The organism is Microbulbifer variabilis, assembly GCF_056232115.1.
This window is the reverse complement of the sequence record NZ_CP174325.1, coordinates 2,013,293-2,026,816: the sequence shown is the minus strand read 5'-3', so window position 1 is coordinate 2,026,816 and position 13,524 is coordinate 2,013,293. Positions and strand designations below refer to the sequence as shown.

General features: G+C 53.0%; 14 protein-coding genes. 9 read left to right on the top strand and 5 right to left on the bottom strand.

What is annotated here, in order from left to right; all coding sequences use genetic code 11:
• Positions 1 to 6: 6 nt before the first annotated feature.
• Positions 7 to 579 carry a helix-turn-helix domain-containing protein gene (locus ACJJI7_RS08800; protein WP_020411519.1) on the bottom strand — a complete coding sequence of 191 codons (573 nt, stop codon included), beginning with the start codon at positions 577 to 579 and terminating at the stop codon, positions 7 to 9.
• Between the two features lie 536 nt (positions 580 to 1,115).
• On the opposite strand from ACJJI7_RS08800, the gene ACJJI7_RS08795 reads away from it, so the two are divergent.
• From ACJJI7_RS08795 to ACJJI7_RS08775, 5 genes are all read left to right on the top strand, one after another.
• Positions 1,116 to 2,336, top strand: coding sequence for a multifunctional CCA addition/repair protein (locus ACJJI7_RS08795; protein WP_444902301.1), 1,221 nt, complete (start codon positions 1,116 to 1,118; stop codon positions 2,334 to 2,336).
• A 1-nt stretch (position 2,337) separates the two neighbouring features.
• Positions 2,338 to 3,057, top strand: coding sequence for a pteridine reductase (locus ACJJI7_RS08790; protein ID WP_342664441.1), 720 nt, complete (start codon positions 2,338 to 2,340; stop codon positions 3,055 to 3,057).
• A 103-nt stretch (positions 3,058 to 3,160) separates the two neighbouring features.
• A complete protein-coding gene (locus ACJJI7_RS08785) occupies positions 3,161 to 3,856 on the top strand; it encodes a response regulator transcription factor (RefSeq protein WP_444902302.1) in 696 nt (231 codons plus the stop codon).
• Positions 3,840 to 5,087 carry a sensor histidine kinase gene (locus tag ACJJI7_RS08780; RefSeq protein WP_444902303.1) on the top strand — a complete coding sequence of 416 codons (1,248 nt, stop codon included), beginning with the start codon at positions 3,840 to 3,842 and terminating at the stop codon, positions 5,085 to 5,087. The genes ACJJI7_RS08785 and ACJJI7_RS08780 overlap by 17 nt, the downstream gene beginning before the upstream one ends.
• Positions 5,088 to 5,298: 211 nt before the next feature.
• Complete coding sequence (locus ACJJI7_RS08775) at positions 5,299 to 6,357, top strand: type 1 glutamine amidotransferase domain-containing protein (RefSeq protein WP_020411524.1); 1,059 nt, start codon at positions 5,299 to 5,301, stop codon at positions 6,355 to 6,357.
• Between the two features lie 21 nt (positions 6,358 to 6,378).
• On the opposite strand, the gene ACJJI7_RS08770 is transcribed toward ACJJI7_RS08775, so the two are convergent.
• Positions 6,379 to 6,840 (bottom strand): winged helix-turn-helix transcriptional regulator, encoded by a 462-nt coding sequence (locus tag ACJJI7_RS08770; RefSeq protein ID WP_026304897.1) that lies wholly within the window; start codon positions 6,838 to 6,840, stop codon positions 6,379 to 6,381.
• Between the two features lie 414 nt (positions 6,841 to 7,254).
• Here ACJJI7_RS08770 and ACJJI7_RS08765 point away from each other — a divergent pair, with 414 nt between their 5' ends.
• Entirely contained in the window at positions 7,255 to 8,367 is a 1,113-nt protein-coding gene (locus ACJJI7_RS08765; protein WP_282951783.1) for an NADH:flavin oxidoreductase, read from the top strand.
• 70 nt (positions 8,368 to 8,437) lie between these two features.
• On the opposite strand, the gene folK is transcribed toward ACJJI7_RS08765, so the two are convergent.
• From folK to tsaD, 3 genes are read right to left on the bottom strand one after another with little or no spacing between them, the layout of a single operon-like run.
• Positions 8,438 to 8,929, bottom strand: coding sequence for a 2-amino-4-hydroxy-6-hydroxymethyldihydropteridine diphosphokinase (gene folK / locus ACJJI7_RS08760; protein WP_282951784.1), 492 nt, complete (start codon positions 8,927 to 8,929; stop codon positions 8,438 to 8,440).
• Between the two features lie 2 nt (positions 8,930 to 8,931).
• On the bottom strand, positions 8,932 to 9,321 hold the full coding sequence (gene folB, locus ACJJI7_RS08755) for a dihydroneopterin aldolase (RefSeq protein WP_020411528.1): 390 nt from the start codon (positions 9,319 to 9,321) through the stop codon (positions 8,932 to 8,934).
• 45 nt (positions 9,322 to 9,366) lie between these two features.
• Entirely contained in the window at positions 9,367 to 10,401 is a 1,035-nt protein-coding gene (gene tsaD / locus ACJJI7_RS08750) for a tRNA (adenosine(37)-N6)-threonylcarbamoyltransferase complex transferase subunit TsaD (RefSeq protein ID WP_020411529.1), read from the bottom strand.
• 173 nt (positions 10,402 to 10,574) lie between these two features.
• Here tsaD and rpsU point away from each other — a divergent pair, with 173 nt between their 5' ends.
• The 3 genes from rpsU to dnaG all read left to right on the top strand — a co-directional run bounded on the left by rpsU (position 10,575) and on the right by dnaG (position 13,432).
• Positions 10,575 to 10,790 (top strand): 30S ribosomal protein S21, encoded by a 216-nt coding sequence (rpsU, locus tag ACJJI7_RS08745; protein WP_020411530.1) that lies wholly within the window; start codon positions 10,575 to 10,577, stop codon positions 10,788 to 10,790.
• Positions 10,791 to 10,989: 199 nt separating this feature from the next.
• A complete protein-coding gene (locus ACJJI7_RS08740; RefSeq protein ID WP_020411531.1) occupies positions 10,990 to 11,436 on the top strand; it encodes a GatB/YqeY domain-containing protein in 447 nt (148 codons plus the stop codon).
• Between the two features lie 19 nt (positions 11,437 to 11,455).
• Complete coding sequence (gene dnaG / locus ACJJI7_RS08735; RefSeq protein ID WP_282951785.1) at positions 11,456 to 13,432, top strand: DNA primase; 1,977 nt, start codon at positions 11,456 to 11,458, stop codon at positions 13,430 to 13,432.
• The last annotated feature ends 92 nt before the right edge of the window (positions 13,433 to 13,524 follow it).

The window sequence follows — 13,524 nt, the reverse complement described above, 5'->3', positions numbered from 1 at the left end:
TATACTTTAGTCGTCAGCTTCCAGTAACAACTTCGCTTTAGCCGCCAGCTCTCCTCGCTCCTCGCGATTTGCCAACAAGGCATCGGCCCCCGCATCCAACCAACGAGCCTTATCCAGATCATCGTCAGAGGGCACAACCAGAATACGCAGGTTGGCGTACTCACTACGGCTTCTCAAATAATCCAGAACCTGGAAGCCGCCATCGCCGACCAAACTCGCATCAATCACTAACAGAGTGGGTTTGGCATCAGCTAACAAAATACCAGCAGAGAAGCTATCACCTGCAACTTCGATCTCACAGCCTATATTCTTTAAGGCTTGGATTCCCGACGAGGTCAGTTCGGGGTCTGTAGTTACCAACAGTACCTTACGGCTGGGCACTGCTAGATCGTTTGGAACAGGCATGGAGTTATCACGTAGGAAACCAACGAAATCCTCCACACAAATACGATGGTCACCGCGACCTGGAAGTTTGTAGGCCTTGAGTTGCCCGCGCTCTATCCAGCGAATCACCGTACGGAAGTTGACGCCGCAATACCTGGCTGCTTCGCCGGTGGTTAGCACATGTAGTTCGCTCATATTATTTTTTCTCCCCAACAACTGCAGTCCTTGATGCTCAGATCAGCCTCTCACGCCCAGACCCCATCCCCCGAAGTCAGGCGCGAAATTATCCTGCCCAATAGAACCGCCCCTTTAAATTATGCTGTTTAATGCTGCAAAACCAGCCCGAAATTCGGTCCATGTAATTTATTAACGAACAGCGAAACAACCCCCTCAAAAAATACTAAAAGATATAGTTGACAGGTATGACAGGTCTCATAGAATGGCCATAGATTACGCGACACCTGACGTGTCGCCTGATCCTCTCCAGTGGGGTGGCCGGTAAGTCAGATACCCCACTTTTGGCAATTAGATGTTTGCTAAGCGAATACCCTAAGACCCTGGGCCCCCTTGTTTTTTCGGGGCCTTTTTTTTATCTTGCCAAAATCTCACTCCTACCTTCCCTGAAATTCCTGCCCAATATCCTGTTTAATGGGCAGTGCCGGAACCAATGGATTTATGGCAGTGCAACTCTTCACCGGGAAACCGGTTTCTCCAGCCTTGGAGCGATTCTATTGAAGACCTATCTCGTTGGTGGCGCAGTACGCGACAAATTACTTAAACGCCCTGTAACCGAGCACGACTGGGTGGTAGTTGGGGGTAGTCCAGAACAGATGTTGAATCTTGGATTCCATCCTGTAGGAAAAGATTTCCCCGTTTTTCTACACCCGGAGACCGGCGAGGAGTATGCACTCGCGCGAACAGAGCGTAAGAGCGGACGCGGCTACGGTGGCTTCTCCGTAAATACGGATGCCAGCATTACTCTTGAAGAGGACCTGCAACGCCGCGACCTTACTATCAACGCGATCGCTGAATCAGAGGATGGTGCCCTGATTGATCCTTACGGTGGGCAAGCCGATCTAGAAGCACGGCTACTTCGCCATGTATCCACAGCATTCGCCGAAGATCCGTTGCGCATCCTGCGTGTAGCCCGTTTTGCGGCGCGCTACCACCACCTTGGATTTACTGTTGCATCGGAGACAATGGCGCTTATGCGCCAAATGGTCGAGGCTGGAGAGGTTGAATATCTGGTAGCGGAGCGAATCTGGAAGGAAGTAAGCCGCGCCCTTACCGAGCCCGACCCCGATGTCTTCATTCAGGTACTGAGGGAGTGCCGCGCCCTGTCCATCCTGCTTCCTGAGCTGGAGAACCTGTTCGGTGTCCCCCAACCACCAGAGCATCACCCTGAAGTGGATACTGGTGAGCATGTTTTACTGGCACTTAACAACGCCCCTGCCGAGCTACCAGTACGATTCGCAGTCTTACTGCACGACTTAGGCAAGGGGTTAACTCCCGAAGAGATTCTCCCTAGCCACCACGGCCACGAATCCGCCGGCGTGCCCCTGGTAAAGGCCGTCTGTGAGCGCTGGCGTACCCCAAAAGACCTGACTGCACTGGCTATCGGGGTCTGTGAATACCACCTGCATTGCCACAGGGCCTTCGAATTGCGCCCACAGACCATTATGAAAATGATCCGCAGTCTGGATGCCTTGCGACGTCCCGAGCGATTTGAAAACTTTCTACGCGCCTGCGAGGCAGATGCCCGGGGTCGTGAGGGGCTGGAGAATAGAGATTATCCACAAGTGGACTTTTTACGTGCCGCTCGCGAAGCAGCATCGGCGGTAACTGCCGAGGAGTTGATTAAACAGGGCTACCAGGGTGCGAAGCTGGGGCAGGCACTGGACCGGGAGCGCATCAAGGCAATCGCCAAAATAAAGGATAATTACATTGCGTAATGTGTTGATTACCGGTGCTGCCGCACGCTTGGGCCGTGCTATTACCAAAGAGCTGCATAGAGATCACAGGGTTGTTATTCACTATCGCAACTCGGCTGATGCAGCCAAGGCCCTGGCAAACGAGCTGAACCGACTTCGCCCCAACTCTGCCATAGCGTTGCACAGTGAATTGAATAGCGCCGAAGCCTGTTCCAATCTGGCCCAGCGCGCACAAGAGGCCTGGGGCGGTATCGATGTTCTGGTCAACAATGCCTCAGCATTTCACCCCACACCTGTGGGAAAGGCGACCGAGGAGGACTGGGATCGGCTGGTAGGCAGCAACCTCAAAGTCCCCTTCTTTCTCATTCAGGCCCTGAAAGAAACACTCAGCCAACAACAGGGCTGCGTTGTTAATATGGCGGATATCCACGCCGAGCGCCCGATGCCCGAGCACACTATTTACTGCGCCGCCAAGGCTGGGCTGGTAATGCTGACAAAAAGCCTCGCTCTGGAGCTGTCTCCCCAGGTCCGGGTCAATGCAGTCGCCCCCGGTGCCATTCTTTGGCCAGAGCAAGAGGCAACTAACGAAGCCAAGAAAGCACAGATCACCCAGCGCATTCCTTTGGCCCGAACCGGTGACCCCAGCGATATCGCCAAAACCGTGCGCTTCCTGGTCTGTGACGCCCCCTATATCAACGGCCAGATTATTGCTGTTGACGGCGGCCGTAACCTCAATATCTAGAGCAGTCCAACCAATAAACAGTCCAACAACGGGGCTTCACTTCAATTTCACCGGCACTCTGTCAGAATGTTTTGTAACTTCCTCTGCCAAAAGAGATTTGCCGGTGCGCTCACTGAAGATTTTGTTGATTGAAGATAACCCCACTATCGCCCGCCAGCTTGCCGAATTCCTGCACGCTGAGGGCTGGCAGATAGATTATGCCCACCGGGGTCGCCAGGGCTTACAGCTGGCCCTGGAACAAATCTTCGACCTGATTATTCTCGACCTGGGCCTGCCGGATATAGACGGCTTGGAGGTCTGTGAAAAGATCAAGGCACAAGCGCCAGTTAACATGCCAATTCTGATGTTAACTGCCCGCGATGCTCTCGCAGATAAAGAACGCGGATTTGGTATCGGTGCCGATGACTACTTATGTAAGCCCTTCGAACCAAGGGAACTGATACTGAGATGCCGCGCCCTGGCACGTAGACACCAGCTGCATACCAGTGAAGAAATCAAGGTGGGTGATTTACAGATAAACCAGCGCCAGCAAACCGCCTACCGGGATAAACAACCTCTGCCCCTGACAACTATCGGTTTTCGCATTCTCACTATGCTCGCCCAGGCGTCGCCAGCACCAGTAAGCCGCTCGGCAATCATCCACCATATTTGGGGTGACGAACCCCCAGAAACAGACGCCTTAAAATCCCACATTTATAGTCTTCGCCAAACATTGGATAAGCCTTTCCTGGTTCCCATGTTGAAAACTATCACCAATCTCGGTTATCAGTTGGAAATTCCCAATGCGCGAAACCAGTAATTTACAGAGGAAGGTCTTCGCTATTTTTGGCAGTTTTACCCTGCTGCTATGTTTGGTGTTTTTTGCCATCTGTATGATGGTGGCCTATGTAATTGAAGACCATTTACTCGATAACTTATTGGTCGGGGAAGTCCGCTACCTCGAACAGCAGGCAAAACAGGCTAAAACAATCCCAGAGCCACGCCTACCCTATTTAACGCTATACACTGAAAGCAAAGTAATTCCTACTGAACTGCGCACTGCCCTACCAAGCCATGCAGAAAAGGCAGAATGGTTTAGTGATACGGAACATCACTTCCATCTGCGCAGAGTACATTTTCCGGACAACGATTCCGCCGTTCTCGTAGCTGAAGTCAGTGAATTACTCACTGTTACGCGGCAATCCTCGCAACTTCTCTGGCTCTTTGCCGGCGCCTGTATCTTGACCCTACTCTTAGCCCTCTATTGTGCTTATCGTATTTCCCGTAAAACCATCGCACCTGTAGTAACCCTGGCTAAAGCGGTTAAGCGGCAGAGAAACTGCGATTCTCAAATTTCCCTGCCCTATAACAATGAACAAGATGAAATCGGTTATCTCGCAAGTACGTTGCAAGATACACTTAACCAGCTCAAGCTGACATTGCGCAGGGAAACCGAGTTTACCCGGGATACGAGCCATGAGTTGCGCACCGGGCTAACCATTCTGAAAAGCACACTGGCTCTCAGTCAAAATCGGGAAATGACTAAAGCTGAGAAAAATGAGCTATTAGAAACTGTTGCCGGTATGGAAAAAACTGTTAAGACACTATTGGCCCTCGCCCGCTCAGAATCTCTACAGTCGGAAGATATCCCATTGCGTGCTTTACTGGAGGAGCGTCTTTTAGTTCAACACCAGGTAATTGTACAAAAGCAGTTTCATGTTGATTTAAAGTTAGGACACAAAGTCAGAGTCCTGGCCAATCGACACCTGGTAAGTCTGCTAGTCGATAACTTAATCAGCAATGCATTACAGCACGCCTCCAACCCTAAATTGGTTATTACCTATAAGGGGAACACACTCTTTTTTGAGAACGCCACAGACAACCAATTAGATTTAGAAACCTCCCTCTTGCCCGGCCAAAAGAGGGAGGGCAGTGACGGTATAGGTCAAGGCCTTTTCCTGGCCAAGAGAATCTGTGAAGCCTTAAATTGGACCATCGCCGTCAAATGTCGAAAAAATATTTATCAGTGTGCTCTGTCTTTTACACAGTAATTTTCTAAGGTCCAGATTTTTACCGCAAAAACATACTGCGCTCGAGACGCACAGTGAATTGGCACCCATGCCTTATACGATCCCGAGTGCAGTTTATTCTTTCTTCCTATTTAGCAACTACCATCTCACCTGAATTTCACCTTCCACCCCTTATTCTCCTACGAACTCACTAGAAGATTTTCCGTCTGCTACCGCAATTTTGGAGATTAATATGTTGAAGAAAATTGTTATTTCCCTGGCACTGACTTTGTCGGTATTTTTTGGTTTTATTATTTGGATTAAGGGCCTAATTCCACCCCAAGAGCAGGACTTTTCCACTACGACGGTCAGTGATCTACCGTATTTACAACAATTACCCAGGGAAAGCCGAGGAAAAATCTTAGCTGTTGTCACCAGTACTGAAACGATGGGAGATAGTGGCAAGGCTACTGGTTATGAGTTAACGGAACTGGCACGCCCCTATTACATCTTTTCGGCCAACGGATTTATTGTCGATATTGCCAGTCCCAGAGGCGGCAAACCGCCTGCGGTGATCGATAAAGATGACCTTGGGCCTTTCGACTATGCCTTTCTCAATGACCCGGAGGCACAACAAAAGGTCAATAACAGTATTCCTATCGATCAGGTATCGGCAGAGGATTATCGGGCAATATTTTTTGTCGGCGGTAAAGGCACCATGTTCGATTTCCCCGACAATCCCCATATCCAGTCCCTGGTGCGGGAAATCTATAGCAGCGGCAAAATTATCGGAGCGGTTTGCCACGGGCCAGCAGCCCTTGCCAATGTCACCCTGGATAATGGCGAGCCCTTGATCGCCGATCGGCAGATTAGTGCTTTTACTAACGAAGAGGAGCTTTTTCTTATTCCCGACGCCAAGCAACGATTTCCATTCCTGCTGGAGGATCGCTTACGTAAGCAAGGCGCGGTGTTCCAGGCTGGGCCCACTTACCTGGAACAAGTCAGCGTGGATGGCCAGCTTATTACCGGACAAAACCCCTGGTCCACCTGGCTGGCGGCTGAGAGTATGGTAAGGGCGATGGGGTATACCCCAGTTCCACGCCAAGTCACCCCGGTGGAGCAGACCGTCAAATTACTACTCACTTATGAGAAGCACGGCTTTACCGAGGCCGCAGAGAAATTACAGGAACTTCAAGAGAAAGGGGAAATAGACCAGCGCCTACTGGCCATGCACGGCGTTGTCTCTGCTATGCGCTGGGAGCCGGGCAGGGCTCTGGACATAATCAGACTGCTGTCCAAGAGCCAGGATTGATAGAGCCCCTCAAAAAGCCAGCTAGCCAGCCTGCTCTAGCGGCTGGCCATTTTCATCCACAAATAATACATCGCGAATACTGAGTTTTTGCCCTTGGGCATTCTGCACAACCATTTCAGGGATAGGTTCGCCGCTGTTTTTATCGACCAGATGCACGCCGTCTTTATTGCCATTCCAGCGCAGATTCCACTGGCGCAGGGCGATTACCACCGTAAACAGGTCGCGACCTTTTTCCGTTAAGCGGTACTCGTAGCGTGTGCCGTGCTCACCCGCATCAAAGCGCACCAGCACCTCGTTATCCACCAGACGGGATAACCGATCCACAAGGATATTCTTGGCGATTCCCAGGTTTCTTTGGAAGTCCACAAAACGACGGGTACCCAGCATCGCCTGCTTAATTATCAGCAGGGACCACCAGTCCCCCACCTCATTCAGGGCGCAAGCCAGGGAGCAATCAAGATCATCAAAGCGTTTACGTGACATATAGGGAGCCTCTGAATAACTCCGTGATACCTCTGGCATGCAGAGCGGTTCACAATCAAGGCGCGGCTTCACAGGAATGTCTAGACCTTTCAAGAAGTCGCAACGCGGAGTGTGAATCGCTCTGCAAGCCCCGAAGGGCGGGCCTTGAAGGCCACAGCTGCTGCGTTGCAGCTCTTGCAAAGGACTGAGCCATTCGCGGCGAGCTGCGCCTAACATCTGCAGCCTTCATGGCCCGCAGAGGCATTACGGAGTTATTCAGAGGCTCCCTAGCCAGTATACCGGCAAAAGAGTTGCAATACGAAACCAGATATTGAACTCAACCTTAAAATAAGGTCTTATAACGCAACCGTTTTAATTGTGACCTAGTGGGACCAGTGAGTCCCAGTGTTGAATCGAGACATTCAGGAGAGAAATATGAGTGGTTCCCTGGACAACCTACTGCGTCCTTTCGAGCATAAATCCCTAAAGCTGCGCAACCGGGTCGCAATGGCCCCCATGACCCGCACTATGTCACCGGGCTATTCAGCCAATGACCAGGTGGCCGGCTATTACCGCCGCCGAGCTGAAGGTGAAGTGGGACTAATTATTACCGAAGGCACCTTCGTTAATCATAAAGCCGCAAACGGCTACGAGAATGTACCGGCAATCTACGGTGAAGCCGCTCTCGCCGGCTGGAAAAAAGTGGTAGACGAAGTACACGCTGCCGGTGGCCAGATTATCCCACAGTTGTGGCACGTAGGTTCCGTGCGCAAAGAGGGCATAGGCCCGGATAAATCAGTACCCGGCTACTCCCCCTCAGGCCTATTCAAACCTGGCAAGCCCAATGGCCAGGCGATGAGCAAAGAGGACATCCAGGAAGTTGTACAAGCTTTTGCGGACGCGGCAAAAGCAGCCAAGGAAATTGGGTTTGACGGTGTAGAGATTCACGGCGCCCACGGCTACCTGATCGACCAGTTTTTCTGGGAAGGTACCAACCAACGCGATGACGAGTACGGTGGCTCCATCGAAAATCGCACCCGCTTTGCAGTGGAAATTATCAAAGCGGTACGTGAAGCCGTAGGCGAAGATTTCGCCATAGTGCTGCGCTACTCCCAATGGAAGCAGCAGGATTACGAAGCCAAGTTGGCGCAAAACCCGGAAGAACTGAAACGCTTCCTGACACCGCTGGTTGAAGCTGGCGTTGATATTTTCCACGCTTCTTCAAGACGCTTCTGGGTGCCGGAGTTCGAGGGCTCTGATCTCAACCTGGCAGGCTGGACCAAGGAGCTGACTGGAAAACCGGTAATTTCCGTCGGCAGTGTCGGCCTCGACGATGATTTTATCGGCGGCAACAACCAGGGCATGGGCGGTACTGCCAACCCTACCGATCTAGGCGAACTGACCCGCCGTATGGACAACCAGGAGTTCGATCTGATTGCCGTTGGCCGTGCACTACTACAGGACCCACACTGGTTCGCCAAGGTACGTGAAGATCGTGCGGAGGAAATCACTCCGTTTACAAAAGAGGCGCTAATGAGCCTGAGTTAATTTTTACTGACAAAAAAAGCAGCCTCTAAAGGCTGCTTTTTTATCTACATTTTTTAAAAATTTTTTGGAATCACGGCCAAATAAATTCTACCGGCCACAATTTCTGCGAAGCCTGATCGTACTCATCCCAAAGCTGCCGGTAAGTCTTTTGCTCAACAGGGTGCGGTACTTCCGGTGCTATCTCTGCCAGAGGCTGCAAAACAAAGGCGTTTTTTACAATCTCACCCCGTGGCAATTTTACCCCGTCGACAATCCCGGTCAGGTGATCATAGGTGAGAATATCAATATCCAGGGTACGCGCGCTGAACTTGGGTCCGGAGCGCAGGCGGCCATTGGCATCTTCGATACCGCGCAAACAAAGAGCCAGCTGCCCTACCGGCAGGTTAGTTTGCAGCCCCACTACCAAGTTGTAAAAATTATCGCCCAGGAAACCCACCGCCTCACTCTCGAAGACCCGGGACACCTGTAATTCGCCAAACTGCCCGGCCAGGGCATCCAGAGCCGCGCGAATATGTTGCGCGCGATTGATATTACTGCCGAGGCTGAGATACACCTGAGCCACGTTTACACTCCCGCAGACATCGCTGCTGCACCTTTTGCTGGCCTTTCGCCACGCTCAATAATGACACCCACATCCCTGGACCCCCTGACCGCACCCGGCTTGGACAAACGCAGTCGCAGCCAGCTTACTGAAAACTCTTCCCTGACAATTGCCGCAGCCTGCTCCGCCATGGTCTCCACCAACAGGAACTCACTGCTTTCAATAAAGGCAATCAAGCGCTTGGCTACCGCCTTATAGTTAAGTGTGTACTCGATATTATCTGTGCGTGCCGCCTCACTGATATCGAAAGCCATCTCCAGATCGAGGCTGACGGTCTGGCGCACTTCCCGCTCCCAATCGTAAATACCAATAATGGTATTCACTTTTAAATCCCGTATATAAACAATATCCATTTATTGGCTCTTTTCTTTTTAACTGCCAGGCTGCTCCTGGGATTTTTAAAGTTCGGTCTTGGGCAATTCTGTCATAGGCCAGCGCGGGCGCACATCCACGGCTAAATCAGTCTGCTCCCCGACTTTTAAACGCAAACTACCGGCATAGGCAATCATGGCGCCGTTATCGGTACAAAATTCATGGCGCGGATAATAGACACTGGCACCGTCCTTGCTCAGACTTGTTTCCAGGCGCTCGCGCAGCTGTTTATTTGCGGAAACCCCACCGGCAATCACCAGGGTTTTATAACCGGAGGCCTTAATGGCGCGCCGACACTTAATCACCAGGGTATCCACTACGGCCTCTTGAAAGGCCGCAGCGATATCCGCGCAGGTTTGCTCATCCGGCAAGCCATCTTCGAGGGCGTGCTGGCGCACGGTAGTCAGAGTGAAGGTTTTAAGACCTGAAAAACTGAAGTCCAGCCCTGGCCGATCAGTCATGGGGCGCGGGAAGGTAAAGCGTTTGGAGTCACCTTTCTCCGCCAGGGCAGCCAAACGCGGGCCGCCTGGGTAATCCAGGTCGAGCATTTTAGCGGCCTTATCGAAGGCTTCACCGGCGGCATCATCCAGGGACTCCCCCATCAGTTCGTAGTCACCAAGACCACGCACTTCCACCAGCTGGGTGTGTCCGCCGGAAACCAGCAAGGCGACAAAAGGAAAGGCCGGAGGGTTTTCCTCCAACATGGGTGCTAATAGATGCCCTTCCATATGATGCACCGCCACCGCTGGAACATCCCAACCATATGCTAAGGAGCGGCCAGCACAGGCACCTACCATTAGGGCACCAACCAAACCAGGCCCCGCGGTATAAGCTACGCCATCCAGGTCAGAGGGCTTGGTATTGGTCTTGGCCATTACCTGGCGCACCAGGGGTAGCAGCTTGCGCACATGATCGCGACTCGCCAGCTCCGGTACCACACCACCATAATCTGCATGCAGATCCACTTGGCTGAACAGGGCATGGCCTAGCAGGCCGGATTCTGAATCGTAGATAGCTACGCCAGTTTCATCGCAGGAAGTTTCTATACCGAGGACGCGCACTTGATCTCACACTCGTGACTGCTTCGAGGGGCCGTTATCATACTTGAAAATGGGGTTGCGATCCCGTAGGGGAGTGTTTAGAATTTGCGCCCTCGCTGTGAACCGGCCACCGGATGCAACTGCGAGAGCATTGCCGGAATGGCCGAGAGAAACGAATTTTAACAGGTATCCTAATGCCCTCTGTACGAATTAAAGACAACGAACCTTTCGATATCGCCCTGCGCCGCTTCAAGCGCTCCTGTGAAAAAGCAGGCGTACTGTCTGAAGTACGTCGTCGCGAGTTCTACGAGAAGCCCACCGCTGTTCGTAAGCGCAAAGCTGCTGCCGCTGTTAAGCGTCACGCTAAAAAGCTTCAGCGCGAAAATCGCAAGTTCCAGCGTCTCTACTAAGAGCCGCAGGCTGCATAAGCCTGTCGCAGCGAGACGGCCGGACGGGCTCAGCTCGTAGCGGAGCTATAAAGAACGGCGTGCGAGCCATACTCGCGCGCCGTTTTGCGTTTGGGCTAACGCATTTTCCCCCGCCCAGCAGACAAGCTATTCTAAGCACCCGAAACCAAAATTCATTGCCAACAATCCCGGAACACTCGTTATGAGCACTCTCAAGGAAACCCTGACCCAGGCCACCAAAGACGCAATGAAAGCGCGAGACAAAGAGCGCCTGGCTACCCTGCGCCTGATCAATGCCGAAGTTAAACGTGTTGAAGTCGACGAGCGCATCGACCTTGATGACGCCCGCATCCTCGCCCTGCTGGACAAGATGACCAAACAGCGTCGCGATTCCATCGCCCAGTACGAAAAGGCAGGCCGCGCCGAGCTGGCGGCAGTGGAGCAGGCTGAGATCGAGGTAATCCAGGAGTTCCTGCCCAAGCAGCTGACCGAGGCTGAAATCAACGAAATCGTCTCTTCCGCTGTGCAAGACACAGGCGCCAGCAGCATGGCTGATATGGGCAAGGTTATTGCCCAGGTTAAACCCCAGGTACAGGGCCGTGCAGATATGGGCGCAGTAAGTAAGCTGGTAAAAGCCCAACTGGGCTAATCCTCACACGGGAAGCACTATGCCCAGCAAGATCCCCCAGCATTTTATCGACGACCTGCTCGCCAGAGCAGATATTGTCGAGTTGGTGGACAGCCGGGTTAAATTGCGCAAAACCGGCAAAAACTACTCCGCCTGCTGCCCCTTTCACGATGAGAAAACTCCATCTTTTACCGTAAGTCCAGACAAGCAGTTCTATTACTGCTTTGGTTGCGGCGCCAACGGCAACGCCATTGGCTTTCTCATGGAGTACGACCGCCTCCCCTTCCCTGAGGCGGTAGAAAAACTCGCTGCAACCCGCGGCCTTGAGGTACCCCGGGAGCAACTCGCACCAGGGCAAGAGAAACGCCAAAAAGAGAGCCAGTCCCTCTACCAACTCACAGAGAAAGTCGCAGATTACTACCGCGAGCAACTTCGCAGCCACCCTACCGCCGGCAATGCCGTGGCTTATCTACGCAACCGCGGCCTTTCAGGGGAGATTGCCCGCGACTTCGGTATAGGCCTGGCGCCCCCGGGCTGGGATAACCTGCTCAACGCACTGGCCGATACTCCAGAAAAAGCGGACCAGCTGGAACTGGCGGGCCTGGCCATTCGCCGCCAGGATAGCGATGGCAATACTAAGCCCAACTCGCGCCACCATTATGATCGTTTCCGCAATCGTATTATTTTCCCAATCCGCGACCAGCGCGGACGCGCTATCGCCTTCGGTGGACGAGTACTGGGAGATGAGAAACCCAAGTACCTGAACTCCCCTGAAACCCCTATTTTCCACAAGAGCCGTGAGCTCTACGGCCTGTGGGAAGCACGTCAGGCCAATCGCAACCTTGAACGCCTGATTGTGGTAGAGGGCTATATGGATGTGGTGGCCCTGGCCCAGTTCGATATCCGTTGCGCCGTCGCCACCCTGGGGACCGCTTGTGGCGAAGACCATATCCAACTCGCCTTCCGCCACACCACAGAGCTGCTGTTCTGCTTTGACGGCGACCGCGCCGGCCGCACTGCCGCGCGACGTGCCCTGGAGTCTGCTCTGCCACAAATGCAGGATGGCCGCAGCCTTCGCTTCCTGTTGCTGCCGGAAGGTGAGGACCCAGACACCCTGGTGCGCCAGCTGGGCGGAGAGCGCTTTCAGCAGCTAATGGAGGAACAGGCCCTGCCACTGGAAGATTTTCTCTTTGATTTGCTCAGCGAGGATCTCAACCTACAAACCATGGACGGCCGCGCGCGCCTGTCCAAACTCGCCGCTCCTCTACTGGATTTGCTACCAGAAGGTGTTTACCGCCAACTGATGTTCCAACAACTCGCCTCACGCACAGGTCTCGACAAAGAGACTTTGCAGGAGGTTATCCAAGCGGAGAAAGCCCGCAACACCCAGGTACAGCACAGCCAACCTCAACAAACAACAGCCGAACAAGAACATAGGGCGCCGCTAGAGCCCAATCAGGACTCCCAGCATCGCACTCCGCCAGAGCCCTGGCCACGAGATCGCGCCCCCTATCTGGCGGAAGCCTCCCCACAGGAACCTGGTAACCTGCGACGCAGCGGGCAATACCGCCTGCCACCGGAACGTATGCTTATTGCCCTTCTGCTGCACCATCCACAACTTTCTGCACAAATAAAGGACCTGGAGCACTTCCGGACAAGTAGTGACCCCGATCTGGCACTCTTTGCACAGCTGGTAGAACTACTCAGGAACCGCCCCGAATATAACCTCAATCAGCTACTTGGCTATTGGCGCGCCCATCATGGTGCCGAATCCTGCGATACCCTGGCCCAGCTCGCCGCATCCCAGCTGGTCTCCAGTATTCGCCAGTTAGCACAAGGCAATAGCAACCTGGAATACGATCCACAAACTGAATTCAGCGACTGCCTGCAGCGCCTGAAACAAACCGCTGACAAGCAGCGTAAGCGTGATTTACTCGCCCAACTGAAAAGTGGCACCCAGCTCAGCCAGGAAGAACAGCTGGCGCTTTTGGCCAACTGGCGCAGAAAAGACAATTAATCTGCATTAACCCCTTGAAAACTGTGGGCTCAACACTATATTCACACACCCCGCCGGGCGGGAACGGGAACCCCAGCACCCTAAACTACGCA